Origin of the sequence: Ahrensia kielensis DSM 5890 (assembly GCF_000374465.1) — a bacterium.
GTDB lineage: Bacteria > Pseudomonadota > Alphaproteobacteria > Rhizobiales > Rhizobiaceae > Ahrensia > Ahrensia kielensis.
The window spans coordinates 116,924-142,960 of sequence record NZ_KB894528.1; the positions used below are offsets into that span (position 1 = coordinate 116,924).

Below are 26,037 nucleotides of genomic sequence, written 5' to 3' on the forward strand. Positions count from 1 at the left end.
AGTTAGCGATTGCTATTTTGTTTATTTTGTACCGAGTGTTTAAACGTTGTCATATCTCAGCGAATTTTATCAGTCAGCCAAAAACGTTGCGAGGCGCGCCATTTGCGTTCCTTCAACGCATTCAGCTATTGAGCAAAAGAAAGCTGATATATCTGCCGATATAACGTTGCGTCTTGGCGCGTTGGGTTTTGGAACAGCAAGCGCCGGTATAGGTTTAATTGCTATGCAGGTAGATGCGCCTGTGCTTGTAACTGCAAGCTTTGCATTAGCAGCCAGCAGTATTTTGAGCTTGGTAATGCTAAAACGTAAAGCTGCACCGCATTATACGTTTCTAGCAAATGGAGCCGTTTGGCTCGCAGCATCAGGCTTTGTGGCAAGCACGCATCCTGCCGCTGCAGCCATTATGCTCGCAGCATTGGGCGCAAGCTTTTACAAGGCAGATTTATTGCCGCAGCAAGCTCAAGCATCAAGTGACACTGTTGCACATCAAGAAATACAAAATACAAGAACAGCTGAAGCGCCCAGCGGGCATTGTCTCAATGCAAAAGGCGAGGCGCTCCATGATTTTTGTATCGGTTCGTTTCGGATTAAAGCGGGTGAGCACCTCGCTGAACGGCTTCACTTAACGGATCGTGTCAGCTTTTTGCGTGCACTTTCGGATCTTCGCTCGGATGTAAACGAGCAAGTGGAAATATCAGTTCGCGCCAACGTAAACGCTGCGAATAGTGTTCCGCGCTACGAGACGATGGCCCTTGTTTTACAAAGAGATTGTGCAAACATTGCTGTGTCGGCAGTCAATGAAATCACACAACAAGAAACTGAAAACGCAGAACAAGAAGTTGTATTTGAGCCTGAAGACACCAATGCCAAAGAGCAGAACAATAACCGCTTTTTGACGATTGTGAGCCATGAATTGCGCACGCCTCTTAATGCGATCATTGGTTTTTCCGATGTGCTGCGGAGTGACATTGGCCGCTCGTTGCCGCAGGAAACACAAGAGGAATATGTCAATCTAATCCATGGTGCAGGCACGCATCTTCTATCATTGGTCAATACGATCCTTGATGTATCAAAATTAGATTCTGGCGCTTACGAAATTCACCGCGATGAGTTTGAATTCGGCGTAACTGCACGCGATTGTATCGCGATGCTTTCCGGGCAGGCCAAGATTAAAAACGTTCAGATTAACGACCGTATGGTTGGCGAGTTAAAACACGTTAATGGCGACCGTCGCGCAATCAAACAGATACTCATCAATTTGCTCTCCAATGCGATAAAATATACGCATGAGGGCGGCTTTGTGACGGTTGATGCAGATCAGGACAAATCGGGCTTTTGGTTTGAAGTGTCAGATACCGGCATTGGTATGGAAGCACATGAGCTAGAGAAAATCGGCAAGCCGTTTGCGCAGTTGGACAATAGTACAACGCGTAATTGTGAAGGTACTGGTCTTGGTCTCGTTCTTGTGAAAGGTCTTGTTGAGCTACATGGCGGCACAATGACAATATCCAGCAAGCAGGGTGTTGGCACCAGAATTTCTATCCATATTCCAGACCAAGATACAGCAAACAGCAACGCTGAGCAGAACGCTGCTCTAAGCCAGCTTAAAGACATGCTGCCGCATGTGAGACTGAATAGTTTACAGGTAAATAACAAGGAGATCAGCCATGACGCACGCAAGGTTGGATGATCAATTTGATGACGAACCTTACGGTTTGTTGGACGCATTGTCAGCGCGGTATGGCCACTTACTCAGCAAGCCATCCAATATCGCATGGACAGTTGGCGCCGTTGTTACCGTTGGATTCGTATTCTCGAATGCACTGTTTTTTCAGAGCGGCAAACATCCTGCGGCTATATTTGAAACACGCGTTGTAAGCCAAAATAGCGCGTTGCAAGTCGATGAACTCGATCTGCCGGTTGCATCCAGTGAACCAGATAAAGAAGTGACACGTATTGTTTATGATACGGACACTGAAACACGCACACAGTCGTTACCAAAGCCATTGCCAACAGTCATGCCGCGTCCAGAGATTGCATCTGCAAGTGAGGAAAACGCTTCGCTTGATGTTGAAGATAATGGCAAAAAAGCGCTTGCGGAACTTCAAAAACTGCTAGCGGAGCTTGGATATTATGATGGTGATCTCGACGGCCTGACTGGCCCGAAAACGCGTTCGGCGATTGAAAGCTATAAGGCAAATGTCGGTCTTAAGGGAATTGATCTAAGCTATGATGAGCTAGCACTTAGCGCTCGTAATAATCTTATTGTCACAGCGGCTGTGCCTAAAGCACGACCAAAAGCACCAGCGGTAGAAATTAAAGCCGAACCAAAAGATGAAGTTGCGGCCTATATCCCACCTGCAAGGCAGGTTCAGGATATCTCAACGATGAAGTCTAATACCGTTGCAAAGGTGCAGGCTGGTCTTCGGGCTTTTGGCAATGAAACGGTATCGGTTGACGGCGTACTTGGGTCAAATACACAAAACGCGATTAAAGAGTTTCAAAGCCTATTCCGCTTGCCGACTACCGGTAAGATTGATGAGCAACTCGTTACTAAAATGACGGCCGTTGGCCTGATCAATTAGAATTTAAAATGGCGCGTCTTGCATCATCAATAGTAATTTCAGCTATTACCAGAATGGCTTCGCTGCATCAGGGCGCGGCCTATATTAGGCGGCGCGGTGCGGATGGTGCTGGCGCGATTTTCATCACACTCTATGATGTGGAAACTCGCTCTTATTGTCTTTATGAACCCGTGCCGCAATTTGTTGCATCAGAAGAAGAACTAGATCGCGATTCACGTGCTTTTTCGCTTCTTGCAGAAGGGCAGACGGATCTTGATTTAAATGAGCGCTTCATACGTGAAGAGCGCTTTGATCCAGATTTTTGGGTCGTCGATATTGAGGGTGTATCGGCGCAGGTGCTAAAAGAAACAGTCCTGATTGTTTAGCTTGCAGTCTTTTTTATAAGCTCTGAGCGCGATTGATTGGCAACATTGCTGTAAATTTTCCGAGCCCTTAGATCATCCTGCTGCCATGATTTAACAGTCGCGACCGATATTGAGTAATCAAGGTTGTCATATGTTTTGATAAACTGAGCGTGGACATCGTCGCTAAGGTTTGTTTCATGCGCCAAAGATACAAAAACAAGCCAAGCGGTCTGAGTAGACAGCCGTAAATAATGCAGCGCTATTGGCAAATTGCGCGAAGTAAAATTGCTGCAAAGATTACGAACGCTCACAAATTCGAGCGCCAAATTATCCACTAATGCAGTGTGAATAAAACTAATGTCGCTTTCTTTAGTGAGCTGTACGAACTCTTTATCCAGGGCCGAATTGATCTGGTGTACGCGAATATTCTTAAACGCCGGAGATACGCTGCCTTCTACAGGCAACGGCATTTGCCGAAGTTCGAGAGCACGATCAATGCGTTCATCGTTTTGTTCACGTAGATGAAACCGGAGTTTAGGATCGATATTGCTGCGCCGAGCGATTATGCGCGCATGTTCCAAACCTTTAGCATCAATGATTTCGATCAGGTCATCGCTCGTCAGCATGCTAGAGGCTAAGAGAAGCGGGTGACAGATAGAGGCGCTGTGATGGCACAATGCAATGATTAATGGTTTTGGAACATTGTTATTTTGCGCAAAAAGGCTACAAATTGTCTTTAGATCGTCTGGCGACAAGCAGTTCTGATATTCCATTAAAAGATCTTGCAACTGTGTTTTTTTAATAGTGCTAGGCCGGTTAAGTGCACAGAAATCACGCACTAATGTTACGACATGATTATGCATAATACCCATACTATTTACTCAATTTACTGTTACTTTACCTAGGGAAAATAGCTTAAAATTGTTAGGATTACGTTAACCAACCAGTGACTAAGCTTACACTGGTCGCAACTCCAAAGATGGAGGCTCACATGAGCAGTATCGTTGCGTTTAAAGAGTTCGAGTCACGAAGATTATCGCGTCAAACCACTCATGTAGAGCAGGGTGATGCAGAGATTATTTTATTCACGGGCGTTCAATATGAGCGAACGGATGTTGTTCCTCCGGAAACTGATGGCACGCCATTAAGAGGCGCTCTTGGCGCCAAGAGAAAACGTAGGCCGTTCTAGGGTTGGAACTTATCTTTTTATATCAATAGCTTGGCATTGAATGGTGCTCAAGTAATCGTCGACGACAGGTTTCCAGCTCGCATCTGGTGAAAATACGCGCAGTAAAACAAAGCCCATATCGGAATCTGTGGGTGCTATTATTGCTTGAGATATTTCATCGGGCGTATTTTCTCTGACAAAACGAAGTTGCTGCTTGTTCGCAATAACAAGATCAACATTCGTGCTATCGGCAATTCGGTCATTTGCGCTGAAAAATACAGTCCCTGACGCATCATAGACCGATAATGACCAATAAAGTGGGTGGCCAGAAGCACTGAACCGCGCGGCACCTTCAGATAAATCATAACGGCATAAAGCAGTTTCAAACAGTGGGTCCATGTGAGGATTATGCTGCTGTGTCGATACATCATTTTTAAGAACGACAGTTTCAAAAGGGGCGGCAATGTTCTGTATATAAGCCGCGCTGCTGTTCTCTGATAGCCAAGGAAGCATGAAGATAATTGCAAGATGCAATATAGCGGCACCGATGAGACCGGCGAAAATGGCTAAAATGAACCTACTCATTATCACAGCCTATCGCTTTGATCGTTGGCATTTTTATTTCGCTCACGCCCGTCGTGCTCGCAACGCTGGTGTCATAAAGCGTTAAGACAAAACGGCGTTCGCCATTTCCCATTTGAGGAATCCAATTTCCGTCAGCGATTTCAGATGAGATTGAAACTTTAAAGGCGTTTTGGCCGTTTCTTAATGTGTTGCCAGAATGAAGACCGCTAACTGCACCACTCTGAGTAAGAATAGGCAACAAGTCTTTATCCGTTATACGCAGCGACCAAACACGCGCAGCAGGTGTTTTGCCTTCTATAACGTAATCACAAGAAGCAACTATTATTTGCTTTTGATCGTCATGCGCAGCGATGAAAACCAACCCTTCGGCGCTGCCAAGAGCTATTTCGCCTGTTCGTGCTGCGCTAGCTCTCGCATAAGGGTCAGCGTCCTGTGTGCCCGTTTGGGGGTGAGAAACCCATGCGCCATATTGAAGGGCACCAAACCCTGCAAACTCGCGCGTCATGACATCCGCCGAATAAATGCCACCAGCGATAGCGATGATGAGTGCTATGAGTATTGGGGTTAACTGCTTAAACATGTTTAGCTTCGCAACCAGTCAAGATCATATTCAGGAATAGTCGCCGAGTGCTCATGGTGTAGGACATCATATTCAAATCAATTGCTAGTACTGGAAATGTTTTGATGGTCACGCTTTAGTGGCGGTGTATTTTCCAGCTTTAAAGTGAGATTCTGTAAGAAATCTGATGTTGCTTTCGAAAGCAAGCGTGGGCGCATCTGTGCTAATTGTTGATCGTCTTCAGCGCCGATCTCATCTGCAACTTCTGCATCGCTATCTGTTTGGGGCAGGGGAATAGAGTTCTCAACGCCAACGAGAGGTTTAAGTTCGGCCCCTTGTAGAGCATATGCCATGATACGTTGAAAAGTTTCTGCTGGTAGTCGACCGCCCGTCAATCTGTTGGTCGGTGTATAGTCATCATTGCCGTACCAAACTGCGGCCGTAAAATTGCCTGTGTATCCTACAAACCATGCATCACGGTAGGACTGAGTGGTGCCGGTTTTTCCTGCGACACGGAAACCTTCAATTGCGGCGCGGCGCGCTGTACCAAATTCTGTAACACCCACAAGCATGTTGTTCATGGCAATGTCGGCTTCTTCAGATAATACGCGCTCTGTCGTGGGAGGCGTCGCACGTCGATCATAAAGAATTTCGCCATTGGTTGACATAATTTGCGTAAACCCATGTCTAAGCCCTGCAATACCGCCCGTGGCAAATGTCATATAGCCTGTGGCTTGATCAAGCACCGTCATACCATGCGTGCCTAGAACCATCGTATGGTGGCCGCTGATTTCAGATTCGACACCCATTTTGTGAGCAAGATCAACGACGGGCTGCGTGCCACCAATATAATCACGTGTGAGCCGAACGGGCACTGTGTTTATCGAACGAGCGAGTGCGTTAGCAAGGGTGATCGAACCGGAATAACGGCGGTTATAGTTCTGCGGAGACCAACCACGCCAAGTTATCGGCTCGTCTCTTACGATGCTTTCAGGTTTCAAGCCTGTTTCTAAAGCTGCTGCATATACAAATGGTTTGAACGAGGAGCCAACTTGTCTTTCGGCGCGAGTTGCACGGTTGAATTGGCTAAGGCCGTAATCACGCCCGCCAACAAGAGCGCGAACGGCACCATTGTTTTCAATCAAAACAGCTGCTGATTCAGTAACATTATATTCGCGGCCATTTTGCCGAAGGTAGAATTCTATAGACTCCTCAGCCGCATGTTGAAGATTAAGATCAACAGTGGTTCGCACAATCACGGACCGCGACGGGATTTTGTTGTCGACGATGAATTTTTTCACTTCATCGAAAGCCCAATCAAGAAAATAGTCAGGGCTATCAGCATCGTTTCGAATGACGACGTCAGCCGGGTTGCGCCTCGCGCCAGTAACCTGGCCTTCGGTTAAAAACTCTGCCTGCACCATATTGGTCAGAACTTCATTGGCGCGTGCACGCGCAGCAGGCAAGTTCACATGCGGTGCGTATTTTGCCGGTGCCTTGAACAGACCAGCTAGAATAGCAGATTCCGCTAATGTGAGATCACGCGCATTTTTGTCGAAATAAAACTCAGTGGCAGCTGCGACACCAAATGTACCGCCGCCCATATAAGCGCGATCTAAATAGAGCTTTAAAATCTCATCTTTGCTAAGGTTTGATTCCAGCCATAGCGCAAGAAAGGCTTCTTTGATTTTTCTGTCGAGTGTACGCTCGTTCGTTAAAAACAGGTTTTTAGCAAGCTGTTGTGAAAGTGTTGAACCGCCCTGTACAACTGAATTTGCGCGCACATTTTCAGTCATTGCGCGTGCAAGGCCTAAGAAATCCAGCCCATAATGTTCAAAAAAACGTCTGTCTTCCGTAGCTAAGACGGCTTTGATTAAATGGTCTGGCAGCTCTTCAATAGGAATAGCTTCGGAATGAAGAATGCCCCGTTGACCGATCTCATTGCCGTAACGGTCCAGAAATGTCACCGCAAAATCATTGCGGTCCATCCAGTTGGACGAAATTTCATCGGCTGCGGGTAGGGCAAGCGTAAGCATAACAATAAGGCCGCCCATACCGAGGGTAAAGCCTTCGCCCACTAATTCGAAAAAAACGCGTTTGGCGCCGTAAGGGCGAAAGCGCCGAAAGAAAATTGTTATATCTTCCCAAATTTCGCCAGCTGCGAATTTCCCCTCATAAAGGGTTGAATCGATCCACGCATCAATTTCCAAGAGAAATGATGATTTTTTGTAAGGCTTTGCCTTAGTATGTGGATCATTATTCAGTGGATTACTCATAGTCGCATTTGCCCCGACCGCGCACTCATTACTGCGTTATGCCGCTTGTTTTGCCCGATTTCGCAACAGGCAACAAGAGGCGACGTTAATCGCGGTTAACTTCAGGGTCGACTGTATCGCTTTTAAGCTCATCAAGACGACCTTCACGCGCTTTAAAGTAATATTGGCTCGCAATGAGATAACCTTTAAGCGGGCGCATGGGTAGCAAGCATGCCAATATGAGAAACGGCGCAGTTAAAAGTGCATTGAGCCAATAGGGTGCACCAGCGGAGACTTCCAGCCATACCGAAAAGCCTGCTACAGGCACGATTGCTAAACAAATTGCAAAAAATGCAGGCCCATCACCAGCGTCAGCAAAGCCATAATCAAGGTCGCAGACATTACATTTATCGGCAATGCCTAAAAAACCTGAGAATAATTTGCCGCTGCCGCAGCGGGGGCATTTTCCCAGCATTCCACTGTGTTCTGGTTTAAGCGGCGGGTATTGGTCATCAATAGACATAAATGATCTCGATTTAAATAATTTCAAAAGTTAGGAATATATTCTTGACAGCGTGACGGTAGCGGTGTATTGTCATGACATAATCACGGAATTGCGTCGATGAGCCGGTTGTAACAGCAGCCGGCTTTTTGATGACATATACGTTCGAAAGTTGAGGACATGGAACCAAAACTTATTCAAGCATTGCTGGATGGTCTTCGGAACCAGGCAAAAATGCTTTTGGAGATGAACCCGCAAGGTGAGCCTTTTACGAAAGCTGCCATAGACAATCTTCAATCCACATTGAAGGTTGTAGAGAAGCTAGAAGACTTTGCTCAGAAGCAGGATGGTGATGACATTGATCGGCCTGATGAAGAAACTGCAATTAAAAATGTACTGATTGAGATTGAAGAAAGGATTGAACAGCTCGCAAGGAAACGTGCCGATGCAATCCTACTTGAAAATGAGGTCTCTTGCGACTGTCAAAAAAGTCGCAGCGAGTTCGACACTCAATCTGCGCCAATCTCAAAGACCGCCTAGCGACAGTAACTGGCGCACATGGTTGTTATTGGGTGGGCGTGGCTCAGGCAAAACGAGGGCGGGAAGTGCGTGGGTGCATGCTATAGCAACTGGCCTATTGCGGGTCGCACCAATTGGGCCGATTGCCTTGGTTGGTGAAACATTTGCCGATATTCGTGAGGTTATGATTGAGGGGCCAGCTGGTATTTGTGCAAACGCACCTTATGAAAGGCCGCGTTATGAACCGACAAGAAGACGCCTGCTTTGGCCAAACGGTATTGTAGCAGAAGCATATTCTGCACATGACCCAGAGCGGCTGCGCGGGCCACAATTTTCTGCGGCCTGGTGTGATGAATTATGTAAATGGCCATACGCACAAGAATGTTGGGATATGTTACAGTTTGGTTTGCGGCTTGGTGACAACCCGCGCCAATTGGTGACGACAACACCAAAACCGATACCGCTATTAAAAATGTTGATGGCAGATGATGCGACGCGTTTGACGCATATGACAACTTTTGAAAATGCATCAAATCTCGCGCCAAGTTTTCTAGCGCATGTGAACGAACGATACGGTAATACAAGCCTCGGCAGGCAAGAACTGCAAGGCGAATTGATAGAGGCGCGTGAAGGCGCGCTATGGAACATAGAACAGTTGGAAAACTTACGGGTGAAAGCTGCGCCGCAGCTCTCGCGCATCATTGTTGCAATTGATCCGCCAGCCACATCAAAATCAACATCAGATGCTTGTGGCATTGTGGTGGCAGGTTGTGATGAGTCCGGTCATGCCTATGTGCTTGCGGATAGAACGGTGAAGGCGGCAACGCCGTCAAAATGGGCAAGCCGCGCCATTGGTGAATTTCATGCCTGGCAAGCAGATATGTTGCTAGCGGAGGTCAATCAGGGCGGTGAAATGGTCGCAAGCGTAATCCGTGCAATTGATGCGACTGTGCCCGTTTTATCGGTACATGCTTCGCGCGGTAAATATCTGCGTGCTGAACCCGTTGCAGCCTTATACGAGCAAGGGCGCGTGCACCATGTTGGTGTTATGCCTGAGCTTGAAGACGAAATGTGCGATTTCACGAATGAGGGGCTGTCAACACGGCGCTCGCCAGACAGGCTGGATGCGTGCGTGTGGGCGATCAATCAATTATTGATGCAACGGCCGACCAAGCCGCGCATCCGAACTATTTAAATCAAACTAAAGTCAGGAACATTCATGACCGAGAAAACCGGCTGGTTTTCGCGTGTTTTTGCACGCTCAAATAAGGCCAACCTAAGTGAAAAAAAGCAGGCAGGGCTTTATGGATCTTCAGGTTTTGTCGCGCTCCATAATGTGTTGGGGGCGGGGTGGACGAGCGCATCTTATGAGGCTTTGTCTCGACAAGGGTTCATGCGCAATGCTGTTGTTCATCGCTGTGTGCGAATGATTTCAGAAGCTGCAGGTTCTGTGCCTTGGTTGGCCTATGAGGGTGAACAGGAGTTGGAAAATGACAAGCTGATTAGCTTAATTGAACAGCCTAATCCATTCCAATCGCGTGGTGATTTTATTGAAGCGCTATGCGGCCATCTGCTTTTGTCCGGCAATGCATATGTTGAACGGGTAGGCCATGATGACGCCCCGTTCGGGAATGTTTTTGCACTACGCCCAGACTATGTAAGCTGCGCGCTCGATGAGTATGGCTGGCCAGAGGCTTATATATACCAGACGGGTAACAAAAAGCGGCATATCAATATCGAAAGCGTGAATGAGCCGCCGCCATTGCTGCATTTGAAACTGTTCAATCCTCTTGATGATGTGAACGGCTTTGCGCCCTTGCAGGCAGGGTTGATGGCACTGGATACGCATAATGCGGCCGCCGAATGGAACAAAGCGCTGCTTGATAATGCGGCACGGCCTTCTGGCGCGCTGGTTTATGCACCGGGCGATGGCAGCAATCTTACGCCTGAACAATATGAGCAATTAAAAAAGGAACTGGAAGACGGATATTCTGGTCCCAATAATGCTGGAAAACCCCTGTTGCTGGAAGGTGGATTAGACTGGAAAGCAATGGGCCTGTCGCCCAAGGATATGGACTTTATTGAAGCTAAAAACGCAGCGAGCCGTGATATTGCGCTGGCATTTGGTGTGCCGCCTATGCTGCTGGGCATACCAGGCGATAATGCCTATGCGAACTACCAAGAAGCGCACCGTGCATTCTTCCGCCTTACGGTTTTACCGCTGCTTCAGCGCATAAAAGGCGCGATGAGCGCTTGGATGCAGCAATCACGCTCATCTGAGTTTCATCTTGAGCTTGATCTTGATCAAGTTGAAAGCCTGCGGCCGGAACGCGATGCATTGTGGACGCGCCTAGAGGCCGCATCATTCTTAAGTGACGATGAGAAACGTATGGCCGTTGGCTACTCTCCCATGGGGCAGGAGGCAATTAAATGAAACAATATATTCCCGATATCTCACCTTTTGAAACTCTATGGATCGCAAAGCTTCTAGGCGCGCTGGCAGGTTCGGCAATTTCTTTGGCCTATGTTCTGCCCGCAGGCAAACGCGAAGCGGCGATCCGTTTTTTGACTGGGCTGACAGCAGGTCTGGTTTTTGGCTTTCCCACAGGACTTTGGATTGCCGATAGCTTTTCTTTTGGCGGTCGGCTTAACGATTTTGAGATTGCGTTGATGGGGGCTGCGTTTTCAAGCCTAGCGATTTGGACAGCTCTTGGGTTTGCACTGCGTTTTGTTGATCGACGTTCCTCGCAACTTCAATCCACCCAGGAAGATAAGGGGCGCGATATTTAATGCACAACCATAAATTGACCAAAGCGCTTACGCCGAAGATTGAACATAAATTCGCAGACCAGCAGCTAGCAGCCGTTGAAGCCGATGGAACATTCAGCGGTTATGCAAGCCTGTTTGATATTGAGGATCTCGGCAATGAGGTGATTGCAAAAGGCGCGTTCACCAAGTCGCTACAATCCAAAAAGATATCGGATATTAAGCTGCTGTTCCAACACAATCCCGATGAACCGATTGGGCATTGGGTTGCTATGCGTGAAGACGCAAATGGCCTTTTCGTAAAAGGTCAACTGAATTTGAAAGTTGCGCGCGCGAAAGAGGTGCATGCACTGATGAGGGAGGGCGCTATTGATGGCCTTTCCATTGGTTTCAAAACGGTGCGTGCACGCCGCGAAAAAGCAGGGAAAGTAAGGCGCATTTTAGAGGCAGATCTTTGGGAAGTGTCTATCGTGACATTTCCGATGTTGCCACAAGCGCGTATATCTCAGGTTAAAGCGCAGGGAAATTTACCCACTATGCGCACATTCGAACGATGGCTCGTGCGGGATGCAGGGCTTTCACGCAGTCAAGCCAAGACAATTATCACCAAAGGCTTTTCTGCATTGGCAAGCGCGCGGGATGCCGCTGGTTTTACGCAAAAACATAATGAAACAAGCACGGCTTTGCTGGCAGGCAAAATTCGCCTTGCAGCCAGCCGGTTTAAATAATTTAGGAAAAAGCATGACTTTTAAAAATAAACACTCTGGTGCAATCGCACCGGAACGAAAAAACACGTCCATTGCACCCGTCGCAAGTGGTCAGGCTCAAGAAGTGGCTGAAGCATTTGACGATTTCATGGGGGCATTTGATGCCTTCAAACAAGCCAATGATGAACGCCTTCGACAGCTTGAGACGCAGCTTGGAGAAGATGTCGTAACGGTGGATAAGGTGGACCGAATTAACAATGCGGTTGATGAACAAAAACGTGTATTGGAGCGATTGATCGCGAAAGCATCGCGCCCAAATCTCGGTGGTAGCCACAGCCTCAGTTTAGGCAATGGTGAACATAAGTCAGCTTTTGAGCGATACGTGCGAAGTGGTGATGAACGTGCTTTGCGTAACCTTGAAGGCAAGGCGATGAGTTACGGCTCTGGCCCTGACGATGGTTTCTTGGTGCCAGCTGAAACCGAAACTGCAATCGGCTCACGGCTAAAGCAGATTTCACCAATTCGTTCTCTTGCGAGCGTGCGTCAGGTATCGGGCGCTGTGTTAAAGAAGCCGTTTGCTATTTCCGGCCCCGTCGTTGGATGGGTAGGAGAAACCGATGCGCGGCCAGAAACATCGCCTAGTCAACTGGCTGAACTTCAGTTCCCCACAATGGAACTCTATGCCATGCCCGCTGCAACATCTTCATTGCTTGAAGATAGCGCCGTTAATATTGATCAATGGATTGCCGCAGAAGTTGAATCAGCTTTTGCAGAACAAGAAGGTGCCGCATTTATCAATGGCGATGGTGTGAATAAGCCGCGCGGTTTTCTTGACTATACCGCGGTCGATGAAACGGCTTGGGAATGGGGTAAGCTTGGCTATGTGGCAACGGGTGTTGCCGGTGATCTGCCTGCGACTGATCCTTCTGATGTTTTGGTTGATACAGTCTATGCATTGAAAGCTGGGTATCGCCAAAATGCGAATTGGGTCATGAACAGACGCATGCAGGCAACAATCAAGCTGTCAGTGCAATTGATGTTCAAATCGGTGTTGGTGATGGCGTAACGAACGCCATGAATCTAATTCTTCAAAATGGCCGCCAAGTTACTCATCCCATTGAGGAATCTTTGCGCATTGCGATTGATGGCGAGGAAGTTTTTTCTGGTTTTACATTTGATCAAGTAACGAGAAAGCTTGTGTTTGACGCAGCTCCTCCCGTCGCTGCGATAATCTCTGCTGGCTTTGAATTTGATGTTCCGGTGCGGTTTGAAAACGAGCAACTGATTGCAACACGTACCGTCAATAACGCTGGTGAAGTATCCGATATTACGCTTTTGGAGTTACGCTTTTGATTGAAATTAGCGAACCACTTAAAGAACATTTGCGAGGTCAAGTAACAACGGTTTGTTATGCTTGGATAATTCTTCGCTCTGACGGGGTAAAACTCGGTTTCACAGATCATGATAAAACATTGATTGTTGACGGCGTTAGCTGTGAACCAGAAACGGGTTTAAATGCCAGTGCAATGGATAGCGCTTTGGGGCTTTCTGGTGAAACAAGCGAAGTCGCAGGTGCACTGAAATCAGATCGCATTTCAGAAGTTGATATAGCGGCTCGCGTCTATGATGATGCCTCGGTCTCACAGTGGCTTGTCAATTGGGCCGCACCAGAGCAGCAGTCGCTTATTCGTAAATATTACATAGGCGAAATCACGCGAGAAGATAATTATTTTAAGGCTGAGTTACGTAGCCAAGCAGTAAACCTTGATCAACAGTCAGGTCGCTATTTTATAAAGCGCTGTGATGCAGACCTTGGGGATCAACGCTGCGGTGTTGATGTATCGTCGCAAAATTATAAAGCGCAAGGCACAGTGCTTAATGACGCCTCCAATAGCGTCACGTCATTTCTATCAGGTGCATTTGGACTGTTTGCCGATGGATGGTTTTCTGGCGGCAGCCTTGTGTGGAAAAATGGTTCAATGGCAGGGCAGCATTATACCGTGGCTAGCGCTGAGCGCCATGGTAGCGCTGTTAGAATTAGTGTTGTTGAAGCTATGCAATTTGCGCCTGTAACAGGGACAGATTTTGAAATCATTGCAGGGTGCGATAAGCGCTTTGAAACCTGCAAAGCAAAGTTTTCAAATTCAGTAAATTTTCGCGGTTTCCCGCATATGCCCGGCAATGAAAATGCACTGAACTATCTTGATGTTGAAACACGTTTAGATGGAGGGCCGATTGTCCCATAACCCGCTTGGCATGTCCGTTTTTCAGGCGGCAAAAAGTTGGATCGGCACACCATATAGGCATCAGATGAGCCGCAAACATGTCGGGTGCGATTGCTTGGGTTTGCTATTGGGTGTCTGGCGCGAGCTTGGCGGCATGCCCATAAGTTTCGAGCATAGTTACAGCCGTGATTGGGCGGAATGTGCATCTGAAGATTTGCTTATGGCTGCGGCGAGTAAATACCTAATACCAGCTACAGCCAACAAACTCTCTATTGGGGACGTTTTATTGTTCCGGTGGAGCAGTTTTACAGTCTCCAAACATATCGCAATTTATGCAGGCGATGGACAAATTATCCATGCCTATGAGCGTCATGCCGTTTGTAAAGCATCGCTCGTGCCGCAATGGCGTCGCCGTATATCCGGCACCTTTCAATTTCCTGATCGTTTAAATCTGGAGTAATCAATGGCCACCTTATTATTGCGTGCCGCAGGCACTGTCGTTGGCAGTGTTTTCGGCCCTGTTGGCGCGGCTATTGGTTCTGCGCTTGGCGCTGTCGCAGGCAACATTATTGATCAATCGATAATCAATTCCACCCGTACAATCGAAGGAGCACGCCTTTCCGGTGGAAGGCCAATGTCTGCCGAAGACGGTACGCCCATGAGTAGGGTTTATGGCTATGCGCGCGTGACAACAACTGTCATCTGGGCGACGCGGCTTGAAGAAAAGAAAACCACAAAACGTCAGGGCGGCAAAGGCTCTGTTACCGATGGTCCCAAAATGACAACATATTCATATTTTGCCAGTGCGGCGTTTGGAATATGTGAAGGCAAAATTGCTGGCATAAAACGAATTTGGGCAGACGGAAAAGAAATTGATGTCCGTGACATAGAATACCGCTTTTATGACGGTAGTGAAGCGCAATTGCCTGATGCCTTGATTGAGGCAAAGCAAGGCTTTGGAAATGCGCCAGCTTTTAGGGGAACCGCCTATATCGTAATTGAGCGCATGCCGCTTGAGCGCTACGGCCACCGTTTGCCTCAAATTCAAGTCGAGGTAATGCGTCCTATTGGCCAGCTTGAAAAAGATGTGCATGCCGTCAGCATCATTCCAGGGGCCACTGAACATGGTCTTGATCCGGCGCCCGTATTGGCGCGCATTGATCAGCTAGAAACACTAGAGCTCAATCGTCATGTTCTTCACGCTGATACAGACTGGCAAGCGTCGATTGATGAGCTGCAAGCTGTATGTCCAAACCTGAAACATGTATCGCTTGTGTTGGCTTGGTATGCGGATGATCTAAGAGCGGGCCACGCTCAAATCCGCCCCGGAATTGTAACCCGAAACTCGTTGGAAGAAACGAAGCCTTGGCAGGTGAGCGGGGTCACACGTCAATTCGCCGATGCTCATGAGATATCGCAGGAAAATGAGCGCTCTTCATTCGGTGGAACACCAAATGATGCCAGTGTCATTGCTGCAATTGTAGACCTGAAATCTCGCGGTCTTCGCGTCACCCTTAATCCGTTTATTCTGGTAGATGTTCCGTCAGACAATACGCTGCCAGACCCATATTCGGGTGGCAGTCAGCCGCCTTATCCTTGGCGCGGACGTATAACACCTCATCCAGCGGTTGGACAAAGTGGCAGTGTGGATGGGTCGGCTACCGCTAAAGCGCAAATCAACAATTTTGTTGGATCAGCACAAGCAAATGACTTCTATACATCTAATGGGGTGATCTTCAATAATTCCAATGATTTTGGTTATCGCCGCATGATCTTGCATTACGCCAAACTCGCAGAATTAGCGGGTGGCGTGGACACAATTATCATTGGCAGTGAAATGCACGCGCTATCAACTGCGCGCGGTGCTGCCAATACATTCCCCTTTGTTGAAGCGCTGATTGATTTAGCCAATGATGCAGCACAAATTGTGTCGCCGAATACAAAGCTGATCTATGGCGCAGATTGGTCTGAGTATTTTGGATATCATCCTCAAGATGGATCAGGCGATGTGTTTTTCCATCTTGATCCATTGTGGGCGTCTCCCAATATCGCGGCCATCGGCATTGATAATTATATGCCGCTCACGGATTGGCGCGCATCGGATGGGGAGGTCGGTCATAGCAACTCAGATGGCATGCGGTGGAGTTCTGACACCGACGCGATGACGCAAGCGATTACTGCTGGAGAAGGCTTTGATTGGTATTATGCCAATTACACAGACCGTGAATTGCGTGTTCGTACACCGATCACCGATGGCGCATACGGTAAACCATGGACATACCGATATAAGGATTTGAAATCATGGTGGAGTAACCAGCATTTCGAACGTATTGGCGGCGTCGAAAAGGCTTCGCCAACAAGCTGGGTACCAGAATCAAAACCAATATTCATGATGGAGATAGGTTGTTCTGCAATTCATTGCGGCGCAAACCAACCCAATGCTTTCATTGATAAGAATTCGAGTGAAACCAAGTTACCTTATTTTTCAAACGGTAGCCGTGAGGATGATGTTCAACGTGCTTTTTTAAGTGCGCACCATAATCATTGGACGTCAGGTGTTGCCGCTAATCCGCTATCAACTTTAACAAACAAGCTGATGGTTGATCCTGAAAGGCTGTATGTCTGGACATGGGATGCAAGACCGCTGCCGGCATTCCCGCTGAATGTTAATGTGTGGGGAGACGGCGAAAATTGGTTACGTGGCCACTGGATGAATGGCCGGTTTGGAACTGCCGTTGCTGCTGAGCTTATTACAGCTATTTTCAATGATCATGGTTTGCCACACCCCAAAACTGACACTTTAAATGGCTCGATTACAGGTATGGTTTTATCAACGCCTGCAAGTGTGCGTGCAACGATAGAGCCGTTGCTTAAATTGTTTGGCGGCATCGCGAGTGATGCAGATGACCTATGTTTTTCAAGCATTGATGCTTATCAGACGCATATTCTTGACAGCGAAGCAATTGTTCTTGATGGCAACGAGCCAATTATCGAGCGAACATTATCTCAGGTCAGTGAACTGCCAAACGAGGTGCAGATTGGGTTTCGGGACCAACTCCAAGATTATCAGGCGCGAACAAGCTATTCTAGGCGAAGAGAACATACAGCAGACCGCCAAGTCGTTTTAGATGTTCCAGCGATCTTGGATGCAAATGAAGCGCGTAAATTTGCTGATCGAATTTTGTCAAACGCTTGGTCAGGCCGTGAAACAATCAAATTTGGTTTGCCTTTATCAAATTGCGCATTGAGTACGGGGGATGTGATCGCATTTGATGATGCTCCTGATCAGCATTTCATAATTGAGCAAATCACCCTCAGTGATTTTATGGCCATAGAAGCGCGCTCAATCTCAAAACCAAGGCAAGTTCCAGTTTTGCCAACATTGCCCGGTGGCCAAGAGACTGCAGCATTTTATGGTGCATTTGGCGGCCCACCTGAATTGGCCGTGCTTGATTTGCCGTTGATAAGTGGGACGTCTGAAAATGAGCAGTTGCGTGTCGCATCTTTAAGCTCGCCAGAACGTGCTCAAAATATTTTCGCAAGCGCAACGACGCAAGGGTTCGATTTGCGCGGTGTTATTGAACAGAACGCAACGATTGGAACATTGGCTACACCTCTTATACCTGCCGCTTCAGGCAGGTTTGATTATGCCAATACAATCGATGTCGATTTGAGAAGCGGAGAATTGGAAAGCATTGATATGCTGTCACTATTCGCTGGTCGAAACCTTGCTGCAGTTGAGGTCGCGAATGGATACTGGGAGGTTTTGCAGTTTTCCAATGCTGAGGAAATCAGCACCGATACTTGGCGACTATCTGCACTTTTGCGCGGGCAAGGGGGGACAGAAGACCTCTCATCATACGGTGCGAGCATCGGTGCAAAATTCATCCTTCTCAATGATGCAGTTACGCCATTAGGGCTAAGGGATGCAGAGATTGGTAGTGTTCTGAATTTCCGCATTGGTGAAGCCGGTAAAGATTTTTCTGACCGTTATTACACTACATTTACCGCAGAAGGCGGTCTACGTGCTCTAAAGCCACTATCTCCCGTTCATATTCATGCAAGCCGCTCAGAAGACAATAATGTTCTGATTAAATGGTTCCGCCGTGGCCGCACCAATGCTGACAGTTGGCTTGGCTTGGATATACCGTTTGGCGAAGCGTTTGAGCGTTACAAAATCGATATTTTGGATAGTGCTCAGGTCACCCTCGGCAGCTTTGAAACCAGCCAGCCGGATTTTCTTCTTGCAGCCACCATGGCGAACGACATGTTCGGTGAACAACCAACATCGCTGTCGGTGCGTATCGCACAACTTAGCCAAAGAGTGGGGGAGGGTATCCCTGCATTTGTTCATATCGAGATCACTTAAACCATCAAACCGAAAGGAATAAACATGAACGAGAATAAACCTTGGTACCTATCAAAAACGATTTGGGCAGCCTTAGTCAGCATTATCGCTACGTTAGCCGCTTTCTTTGGCATCACAATTGATGATGGTTTGCGCGAGAGCTTAAGCAGCGGACTTTTGCAGTTGGTAACAGCAATTGCAGGTATTATTACAATCTTTGGACGGGTTTCTGCTTCAACAAAAATTTCTTAAATAAATTGACGTGCGAGCGTTCATGTCCCATTCAGGCAGATAATTGTATATGTGGTGTCATGATGAGAAAATTATTTAAATATACCATGTCAGCCGCGCTCAGCTTGAGTGCCATGAGCTATTCAGCGCAAAGTGCGCAAGCAATAGAACTTGCCGCAGACAATTGTTTTGCGGCAGGGCAGCAATATGCAGCACGGCAAGCTTCAACACTTGTTGCTGCTGAGGCTACAACACAAGGTGGCCGGAATGTGTGTAAGGTCGTTATTCTTACACAAGCGAGTAATGGTGAACGACCTAAACGGGAAGTCGCTTATATACCGCAATAATAGCACCTTGAGTGTGCTCTAGATTTCATCTTTGATGATGAACAACAAGAGAATCATTACGGGGGAGCTTTATGCGCATTCTGGTTGTCGAAGACGATGCTGATCTAAACCGCCAACTTAAGCAGGCGCTAGAGGATGCCGGATATGTCGTTGATACGGCTAGTGATGGCGAAGAGGGGCATTATCTAGGTGATACAGAGCCCTATGATTGTGTCGTTCTCGATATAGGTCTGCCCCAGATGGACGGCATAAGCGTTTTACAGCGCTGGCGTGAAGATGGCCGTTCAATGCCGGTCTTAATTTTGACTGCCCGTGACCGCTGGAGTGACAAAGTATCTGGCATCGATGCTGGTGCCGATGATTATGTCACCAAACCTTTCCATATTGAAGAGATCTTAGCGCGGGTAAGGGCTCTTATCCGGCGTGCAGCCGGTCATGCTTCCTCAGAATTGCGGTGTGGTCCACTAAGCGTTGATGTGAAAGCATCAAAGGCGGTTGTCGATGGGGTAACCCTTAAACTCACATCCCATGAATTTAGGCTGCTATCTTATTTAATTCATCACCAGTCAGAGGTTGTGTCACGTACCGAATTGACTGAGCATATGTATGATCAGGATTTTGATCGCGACTCCAATACTGTTGAAGTGTTCGTTGGGCGTTTGCGCAAGAAACTAGGACATAATTTGATTGAGACCGTAAGGGGGCTTGGTTATCGGATGGCCGATCCCTCATCGAAAGAAACCAAGGACTTGAAATAGGCATGAAAGCCTTTTCGCTCACACGCAGGGTTACCATACTATCCAGCGCGTGGACCGTGCTGGCTATTGTAATCTTAGGTTGGCTATTGTTGGCGCAGTTTAAAGCGGGAGCAGAAAGAAACTTTTCCGAGCTGCAGCAAGCACAACTTTTCTCGTTAATTGGTGCCGTTGATATTAACGAAAATGGTAATTTGACTGGCGCGCCTAACCTTGGCGAAAACAGTTTTCTAGCACCTGAATCAGGCTGGTTCTGGCGTGTTGAAATTATCGGCGACACAGCCAATAGTGCTCTTGAATCGCCATCGCTTAGTGGCTTTACCTTTCCGCGTCCTGATTTGATCAGCGTCCCCTATGATAATCAGTTTGTTCGTACATATTTTGTGAATGGACCAAAGAAACTTAAAATTCGTGTCAAAGAATCAGAAATTGATCTGGGCGAAGGGCGCATTGCGTTGTTTCAAGTTGGCGGCAATCAAAGCGAATTCGAACGGGGGATTCGTGACTTCGCACTAAATGCTGCTGGCTTATTGAGTGCTTTTGGTTTCGGCGTCGTTGTCATAAATGTGCTGGTCATTCTGTTTGGTTTAAAACCGCTTGATCGCATACGCATTGCTCTCGGAGAAATCCGTGATGGACGCGCCGATAAGCTCAGCGGCGATTTTCCAACAGAGCTGGAGCCTATGATTTCCGAGATGAATACGCTCGTTGAGAACAACAAACGCATTGTTGAGCGAGCAAGAACACAAGTCGGCAATCTTGCTCATTCTCTTAAAACACCCATTGCGGTGCTTCAAAATGAAGGCCGCTCCGACACGCCTGTTTCTTCGCAAATTGTGAGAGCGCAAGCCGCATCAATGCAATTGCAGGTCGAGCACTACCTAAACCGTGCGCGTATAGCGGCACAACAAGGCAGCTTGACGTTCCGCACTGACATTATTCAAGCAATTGAACGCATGGCCAAAGTCATGCGAAAACTTAATCCTGATTTGGCAATCAAAGTAGACATAAGCGCTGATCAGTTATTGTTTGCTGGTGAAAAAGAGGATTTTGAAGAAATTCTTGGAAACCTTGTTGAAAATGCATGTAAATGGGCCTCTGGAAAAGTTTTAATAAGCGCTCGCTTGGATGCGCGTAATGATTCAGAGCGGCCTTGGATTATACTTGGCGTGGAAGATGATGGTGAAGGAATTCCGCAGGATGGTTATGAAAAAGCGCTCAAGCGGGGACAGCGCTTAGATGAAAAAGTGCCAGGTACAGGGTTAGGACTTTCGATCGTGAATGATACAGCTATCGCTTATGGCGGCGATGTTGTGCTTGGCAAAAGCGATCTTGGCGGGCTGCAAGTATTTGTGCATTTGCCCGCTGTAAACAGTAATTAGGCCACATTGTTGTCACGTAACATTTGTCATAGAGAAGAATAAGATAGTAATGAAGTTTGGGTATTTGATAAATATGACATCGCTTCGACATTCATCTGTAATAGGAAGTGCCGCGCTTTTGATAGCGCTTGCGGGCTGCACCTCTACTGGGCTGAATACATCGCTAACGCCTTCTGTTTTGCCTCAAAAGACAAAGGTACTTGCTTCTGGTGAGTTAATTGCGGCTTTGGATGGCGGTTTGATCACGCGCTTAAAGGGCAATGAAGTTGTGCGCGGCGATAAATCTATAGCCCTTCAAAACGAATATCTCGCGCTTGAATATACGGCACCCGGCGAGGCTGTGTTATGGCAAGGTAAAACGCTTTCTGGGCGCATCGTGCCTTCGCAGCCCTATAGGGTCGGTTCGCAAGACTGCCGCCAATATGAACATACTGTGGTTGATCGCGGTGTGGAATCATCGGTCAAAGGAACGGCTTGCCGAAATGAGGGTGGTAGTTGGTCGCTCTTGAGCTGATTGTTACCAGCCGCATTTCACGGCATCTTTGTCGCACCTAGTCGAATTTACTTGGTATTTTGAACGACGAGTGCATATCTGCAGCCATGATTTTCTGGATTTTAATTACTGTACTAACGCTTACTGTTTTGATTCTGGCTTTTTGGCCTGCTTTTTCACAAGCAAACCAAGGCGACAATGTCGATAATCAGGTTGCTGATTTCGAACACGATATCGCAGTTTATAAGGATCAGCTGACAGAATTGGATGCGGAACTGGCGAGCGGCGTTTTCTCTAAAGATGATGCAAAGCAGGCACGTGTTGAAATTGTTCGGCGGCTTTTAGCGGCTGAAGACAAGCTGGGGTCTAAAAAATCAGATACGCATATGCGGCGTGATCATGTCTTCGGTAATCGCATTCTAGGCGCTGTGGCGATTATCTTTATACCGGGCTTATCGCTGCTGATGTATACCTCACTTGGCTCCCCAACGATTGAGGCACAACCGCTGGCTGCCCGCCTTGAGATGATAAAAAAAGCGGAAGCAGAATCAACAAAAGAAAATAAACAACTGGTTCAGCTTGTTGAGCGCGCAGAGAGCCACTTGGCAGAAAATCCGGAAGATGGCCGCGGCTGGGATGTGCTAGCGCCTGTGTATTTTCGTTTGGGGCAGGGCGCAAAGGCAGCTGATGCCTATCGCAACGCCATACGGCTGCTGGGCGAAAGCGCACCGCGACTTGCTGGCTTAGGCGAAGTGTTATCGGCCCAAGCTGGCGGTGCCGTGACAGCTGAAGCCGAAGCGCTTTTTCAACAAGCCGTGACGCTAGAGCCTTCAAATGGTCGCGCATTGTATTATATTGGCTTGAGAAATGCTCAAGCAGGGCGTCCAGATGATGCTGCCCGTCAATGGAACCTCATTGTGAATAATGAAAACATTGATGGAAATTGGCGCGTCGTCGCTGCACAAAGCATGGCACGTTTGGCAGGGCAAAAAGCCATTGATCTGCCCGGACCAGACAAGCAGGCAGTCGAAGACGCCGAGCAGATGAATGAAGTAGATCGGCAAGAAATGATTGCCGGTATGGTCGAGCAACTCGATAGCCGCCTTCAAAGCAATGTCGGCACGGTTGAAGAGTGGCAACGATTGATCCGTGCGCGCATGGTCTTAAATCAAAGAGATGAAGCTGTTGCAGCCGTGAAGCGTGCTATAGCTGCCTTTGCAGATGAGCCACAAAAACAATTACAAATTCAGTCTTTTGCAAAAGATATTGGTTTGAAAGAAATACAATAAGGGCGGAAGAAAATGTCAATGACACGCAAACAAAAGCGTTCAATTGTTATCTTTGGTGCCTTGGGCACACTGGCTGTTGCCGTTGCACTCGTGCTGACGGCACTGAGTGAACAAGTGACCTTTTTCCGCACACCTTCGGATTTAGTAAATGTCATACCGAATGAAAGTTCACGTGTGCGCCTTGGCGGCGTTGTCGTTGAAGGTTCAGTCGATAGCTCCTCGGGCGATGGTGTGACATTCGCAGTGGAGGATGCAAATGCAGCGTTGAAAGTGCGTTATGCAGGCATCTTGCCGGATTTATTTCGCGAAGGACAGGGTATCGTGGCCGAAGGTATCATGGGGCCCGATGGTACATTTTCTGCTGATACAGTTCTTGCCAAGCATGATGAAACATACATGCCGCGAGAGGTCGCAGACAGCTTGAAAGAGCAGGGCTACTGGAAGGGTGATGAGACACAATGATTGTTGAACTTGGACATTATGCTCTTGTTCTGGCCTTTGCTTTAGCATTGGCACAAATGATATTGCCTTATGCTGGACTGCGTAATGGTGATCGTCGATTTATCGCCGTTGCTCCATCCTTATCGATTGCGACTTTTCTGACAATTGCCTTTGCATTTGGCGCCTTGACTTGGGCCTATGTTACGTCTGATTTTTCGGTCAAGAATGTGTGGGAAAACTCCTATTCTGCGAAACCTTTGCTTTATAAATTTACGGGCGTTTGGGGCAACCATGAAGGCTCAATGCTGCTTTGGGTGCTAATTCTTGCTCTCTTTGGTGCGTTGGTTGCTTTGTTTGGGAATAATTTGCCTGCCCGTTTGAAAGCGGGCGTCTTGGCAACGCAGGGCGCGATTACCGTTGCGTTTACGGCTTTTCTTCTTTTGACCTCAAACCCGTTTATTCGCTTGGTGCCTGCACCCCTTGAAGGGCAAGACCTCAATCCGATTTTGCAAGATATTGGTTTGGCTATCCATCCGCCATTGCTTTATCTTGGCTATGTTGGATTTTCGATCTGCTTTTCATTTGCGATCACAGCTTTGATTGAAGGCCGCATTGATGCAGCTTGGGCACGTTGGGTCCGCCCATGGACTTTAACCGCATGGCTCTTTTTAACCGCCGGCATCGCTATGGGCTCATATTGGGCTTATTACGAATTGGGTTGGGGCGGCTGGTGGTTCTGGGACCCCGTTGAAAACGCATCCTTTATGCCTTGGCTCGTCGGTACAGCACTTCTCCATTCAGCATTGGTTATGGAAAAGCGTGAAGCGCTAAAAGTATGGACAATTCTGCTGTCTATTCTTGCGTTCTCATTCTCTCTTTTGGGCACTTTCCTTGTTCGCTCTGGCGTTTTGACATCCGTACATTCCTTCGCCAATGACCCATCGCGGGGATTGTTTATCTTATTCATTCTTATCGCCTTTATCGGCGGTGCATTAGTGCTTTTTGCCATGCGTGCTTCGACGCTAAAGAATGGCGGCATGTTTCATCCGATCTCTCGTGAAGGCGCGCTTGTTTTAAACAATTTGTTTTTAACAACGGCTGCAGCAACCGTATTGGTTGGCACGCTATATCCCCTTTTGGTTGAAGCGGTTTCCGGTGAGAAAATCTCTGTCGGCGCGCCTTACTTCAACATGACATTCGCACCGCTGATGATCCCTCTGCTAATCGCGGTTCCTTTTGGACCGTTTCTGGCTTGGAAGCGGGGTAATCTTTATGGAGCGTTTGAAAGGCTCTGGGTTGCTGGCGGACTATCGCTGTTCGCTGCCCTCGTGTTCGCCTATTTCATATATGGAGCACCAATTTTGGCTGTTTTAGCCTTTGCAATGGCATTCTGGTTGATCTTTGGTGCGCTTGCCGACCTTTGGGCAAAAACAGGTTTGCCGAAAGCAAAACCAAACGTGGCATGGGCGCGCCTTAAAGGATTGCCGCGTTCGGCATGGGGAGGCGCATTAGCGCATGCTGGCGTTGGTATAACAACGCTTGGCATCGTTGCTGTCACAACATTTGAAGACGAAACCGTTTTGCGTATGGCGCCGGGGCAAACAACACAATTTGTTGGCTTTGACATGAAGTTCGAAGAACTCAAAGCCTATCAGGGTCCCAACTATACCTTCGAACAGGCCGTGTTTACGGTAATGCGAAACGGTAAGATTGTTGGCGAGGTTAAGCCGGAAAAGCGCATTTATACGGCAAACGGCCAACCGACAACTGAAGCCGGCATCTTAACGAGCGCATTCAATCAGTTCTATGTGTCATTGGGCGATAAAGCAGAAGGTAGCGATGAGATAGTCGTGCGTATTTGGTGGAAGCCGATGATTACGCTGATTTGGTTGGGGTGTCTCATGATGACTATTGCGGGCGTCATTTCTCTTTCTGATCGCCGATTGCGCATCGGTGCACCTGTTGCTGCTAAGCTGCGCCAAAAGCCAATGTCGCAAAGCTCATCGGGGGCGGCTGAATGATTATCCGCTTTCTATTAAGTTGCGTCTTGGCGCTATTATTGTCTGCGGCGCCGTCTTTTGCCGTTAATCCAGACGAAATTCTAGGCAACCCACAGCTTGAGCAAAGAGCGCGTGACATTTCAGCAAATCTTCGCTGCCTTGTTTGCCAAAACCAATCCATTGACGATTCCGATGCAGAGCTTGCACGCGATTTACGTGTCATCGTGCGCGAGCGCTTGGTATCAGGTGATACAGACGCGCAGGTGATGGATTATGTTGTCGATCGCTATGGTGAGTTCGTTTTGCTAAGGCCTGCATTCTCTGCGCGTAATATTCTCTTATGGGGCACACCCATATTTGTATTAATCTTGGGCGGGGTTGCCGCTTTCGCCTATAGCAGGCGATATAGCTCTAGCGCGAGCGGGCCAGTCTCGCTTACTCATGAAGAAGAAGAACGCCTTAACAAACTTTTGGGCGACGAAGACGATAAATAACTGCTCTCAAAAGTTTGAGGTGTAGGTTACTGTAACTGTCGC

At 47.8% G+C, this 26,037-nt stretch carries 27 protein-coding genes and 1 pseudogene; 23 read left to right on the top strand and 5 right to left on the bottom strand.

Annotated features, from left to right (window positions below):
- Window positions 1-46 precede the first annotated feature (46 nt).
- Genes C504_RS18210 through C504_RS16930 form a run of 3 tightly spaced genes read left to right on the top strand, consistent with a single transcriptional unit; the run spans window position 47 to window position 2,950 of the window.
- Window positions 47-1,690: a sensor histidine kinase gene (locus C504_RS18210; protein WP_018687341.1), complete on the top strand. Its 1,644-nt coding sequence runs from the start codon at window positions 47-49 to the stop codon at window positions 1,688-1,690.
- Window positions 1,668-2,585 (top strand): peptidoglycan-binding domain-containing protein, encoded by a 918-nt coding sequence (locus tag C504_RS0100560; RefSeq protein ID WP_018687342.1) that lies wholly within the window; start codon window positions 1,668-1,670, stop codon window positions 2,583-2,585. The genes C504_RS18210 and C504_RS0100560 overlap by 23 nt, the downstream gene beginning before the upstream one ends.
- Window positions 2,586-2,593: 8 nt before the next feature.
- Window positions 2,594-2,950, top strand: coding sequence for a DUF1491 family protein (locus C504_RS16930; RefSeq protein ID WP_018687343.1), 357 nt, complete (start codon window positions 2,594-2,596; stop codon window positions 2,948-2,950).
- On the opposite strand, the gene C504_RS0100570 is transcribed toward C504_RS16930, so the two are convergent.
- Entirely contained in the window at window positions 2,947-3,702 is a 756-nt protein-coding gene (locus C504_RS0100570) for a hypothetical protein (RefSeq protein ID WP_156815812.1), read from the bottom strand. The genes C504_RS16930 and C504_RS0100570 overlap by 4 nt on opposite strands.
- A 218-nt stretch (window positions 3,703-3,920) precedes the next feature.
- Between C504_RS0100570 and C504_RS0100575 the strand changes: the two genes are divergently transcribed.
- Window positions 3,921-4,118 (top strand): hypothetical protein, encoded by a 198-nt coding sequence (locus C504_RS0100575; protein ID WP_018687345.1) that lies wholly within the window; start codon window positions 3,921-3,923, stop codon window positions 4,116-4,118.
- Between the two features lie 9 nt (window positions 4,119-4,127).
- Here the strand turns inward: C504_RS0100575 and C504_RS0100580 are convergent, their stop codons facing one another.
- The 4 genes from C504_RS0100580 to C504_RS0100595 form a co-directional block, all read right to left on the bottom strand.
- Window positions 4,128-4,682: a DUF1254 domain-containing protein gene (locus tag C504_RS0100580; protein WP_018687346.1), complete on the bottom strand. Its 555-nt coding sequence runs from the start codon at window positions 4,680-4,682 to the stop codon at window positions 4,128-4,130.
- A complete protein-coding gene (locus tag C504_RS0100585; RefSeq protein WP_018687347.1) occupies window positions 4,675-5,262 on the bottom strand; it encodes a DUF1214 domain-containing protein in 588 nt (195 codons plus the stop codon). The genes C504_RS0100580 and C504_RS0100585 overlap by 8 nt, the downstream gene beginning before the upstream one ends.
- Before the next feature lie 77 nt (window positions 5,263-5,339).
- Window positions 5,340-7,517, bottom strand: coding sequence for a transglycosylase domain-containing protein (locus C504_RS0100590; RefSeq protein WP_018687348.1), 2,178 nt, complete (start codon window positions 7,515-7,517; stop codon window positions 5,340-5,342).
- A gap of 85 nt (window positions 7,518-7,602) precedes the next feature.
- Window positions 7,603-8,019 carry a DUF983 domain-containing protein gene (locus C504_RS0100595; RefSeq protein WP_018687349.1) on the bottom strand — a complete coding sequence of 139 codons (417 nt, stop codon included), beginning with the start codon at window positions 8,017-8,019 and terminating at the stop codon, window positions 7,603-7,605.
- Window positions 8,020-8,178: 159 nt separating this feature from the next.
- Here C504_RS0100595 and C504_RS0100600 point away from each other — a divergent pair, with 159 nt between their 5' ends.
- The 19 genes and pseudogenes from C504_RS0100600 to C504_RS0100690 all read left to right on the top strand — a co-directional run bounded on the left by C504_RS0100600 (window position 8,179) and on the right by C504_RS0100690 (window position 25,995).
- Window positions 8,179-8,538, top strand: a complete 360-nt coding sequence (locus C504_RS0100600; RefSeq protein WP_018687350.1) for a hypothetical protein — start codon at window positions 8,179-8,181, stop codon at window positions 8,536-8,538.
- Entirely contained in the window at window positions 8,462-9,712 is a 1,251-nt protein-coding gene (locus C504_RS0100605) for a DNA-packaging protein (RefSeq protein WP_041951473.1), read from the top strand. Before C504_RS0100600 ends, C504_RS0100605 begins: the two co-directional genes overlap by 77 nt.
- Window positions 9,713-9,736: 24 nt before the next feature.
- Window positions 9,737-10,951, top strand: coding sequence for a phage portal protein (locus C504_RS0100610; RefSeq protein ID WP_018687352.1), 1,215 nt, complete (start codon window positions 9,737-9,739; stop codon window positions 10,949-10,951).
- Window positions 10,948-11,307, top strand: coding sequence for a DUF6107 family protein (locus tag C504_RS0100615; RefSeq protein ID WP_018687353.1), 360 nt, complete (start codon window positions 10,948-10,950; stop codon window positions 11,305-11,307). The genes C504_RS0100610 and C504_RS0100615 overlap by 4 nt, the downstream gene beginning before the upstream one ends.
- Complete coding sequence (locus C504_RS0100620; RefSeq protein WP_018687354.1) at window positions 11,307-12,011, top strand: HK97 family phage prohead protease; 705 nt, start codon at window positions 11,307-11,309, stop codon at window positions 12,009-12,011. Before C504_RS0100615 ends, C504_RS0100620 begins: the two co-directional genes overlap by 1 nt.
- Window positions 12,012-12,024: 13 nt before the next feature.
- A pseudogene (locus tag C504_RS16935) lies at window positions 12,025-13,011 on the top strand (phage major capsid protein); the annotation flags it as partial.
- The gene (locus C504_RS16940) at window positions 12,975-13,343 is read left to right on the top strand and encodes a DUF2460 domain-containing protein (RefSeq protein WP_169385069.1); all 369 of its coding nucleotides are present in this window, start codon (window positions 12,975-12,977) and stop codon (window positions 13,341-13,343) included. The pseudogene C504_RS16935 and the gene C504_RS16940, both read left to right, overlap by 37 nt.
- The gene (locus C504_RS0100635) at window positions 13,340-14,236 is read left to right on the top strand and encodes a DUF2163 domain-containing protein (protein WP_018687357.1); all 897 of its coding nucleotides are present in this window, start codon (window positions 13,340-13,342) and stop codon (window positions 14,234-14,236) included. Before C504_RS16940 ends, C504_RS0100635 begins: the two co-directional genes overlap by 4 nt.
- Entirely contained in the window at window positions 14,226-14,675 is a 450-nt protein-coding gene (locus C504_RS0100640; RefSeq protein ID WP_018687358.1) for an NlpC/P60 family protein, read from the top strand. Before C504_RS0100635 ends, C504_RS0100640 begins: the two co-directional genes overlap by 11 nt.
- Window positions 14,676-14,678: 3 nt before the next feature.
- A complete protein-coding gene (locus tag C504_RS0100645) occupies window positions 14,679-18,584 on the top strand; it encodes a baseplate multidomain protein megatron (protein WP_018687359.1) in 3,906 nt (1,301 codons plus the stop codon).
- A gap of 24 nt (window positions 18,585-18,608) precedes the next feature.
- Entirely contained in the window at window positions 18,609-18,815 is a 207-nt protein-coding gene (locus tag C504_RS0100650) for a hypothetical protein (RefSeq protein ID WP_018687360.1), read from the top strand.
- Window positions 18,816-18,874: 59 nt separating this feature from the next.
- Window positions 18,875-19,141: a hypothetical protein gene (locus tag C504_RS0100655; protein ID WP_026317098.1), complete on the top strand. Its 267-nt coding sequence runs from the start codon at window positions 18,875-18,877 to the stop codon at window positions 19,139-19,141.
- A 71-nt stretch (window positions 19,142-19,212) separates the two neighbouring features.
- Window positions 19,213-19,899, top strand: coding sequence for a response regulator transcription factor (locus tag C504_RS0100660; RefSeq protein WP_018687362.1), 687 nt, complete (start codon window positions 19,213-19,215; stop codon window positions 19,897-19,899).
- Window positions 19,900-19,901: 2 nt separating this feature from the next.
- On the top strand, window positions 19,902-21,278 hold the full coding sequence (locus tag C504_RS0100665; RefSeq protein WP_018687363.1) for an ATP-binding protein: 1,377 nt from the start codon (window positions 19,902-19,904) through the stop codon (window positions 21,276-21,278).
- Between the two features lie 73 nt (window positions 21,279-21,351).
- Window positions 21,352-21,792, top strand: a complete 441-nt coding sequence (locus C504_RS0100670) for a hypothetical protein (protein WP_018687364.1) — start codon at window positions 21,352-21,354, stop codon at window positions 21,790-21,792.
- Between the two features lie 86 nt (window positions 21,793-21,878).
- Window positions 21,879-23,060, top strand: coding sequence for a c-type cytochrome biogenesis protein CcmI (ccmI, locus tag C504_RS0100675; protein ID WP_018687365.1), 1,182 nt, complete (start codon window positions 21,879-21,881; stop codon window positions 23,058-23,060).
- Window positions 23,061-23,078: 18 nt separating this feature from the next.
- On the top strand, window positions 23,079-23,522 hold the full coding sequence (gene ccmE / locus C504_RS0100680) for a cytochrome c maturation protein CcmE (protein ID WP_026317100.1): 444 nt from the start codon (window positions 23,079-23,081) through the stop codon (window positions 23,520-23,522).
- On the top strand, window positions 23,519-25,522 hold the full coding sequence (locus C504_RS0100685) for a heme lyase CcmF/NrfE family subunit (protein WP_018687367.1): 2,004 nt from the start codon (window positions 23,519-23,521) through the stop codon (window positions 25,520-25,522). The genes ccmE and C504_RS0100685 overlap by 4 nt, the downstream gene beginning before the upstream one ends.
- Window positions 25,519-25,995 carry a cytochrome c-type biogenesis protein gene (locus tag C504_RS0100690; protein WP_018687368.1) on the top strand — a complete coding sequence of 159 codons (477 nt, stop codon included), beginning with the start codon at window positions 25,519-25,521 and terminating at the stop codon, window positions 25,993-25,995. Before C504_RS0100685 ends, C504_RS0100690 begins: the two co-directional genes overlap by 4 nt.
- Window positions 25,996-26,037 lie beyond the last annotated feature (42 nt).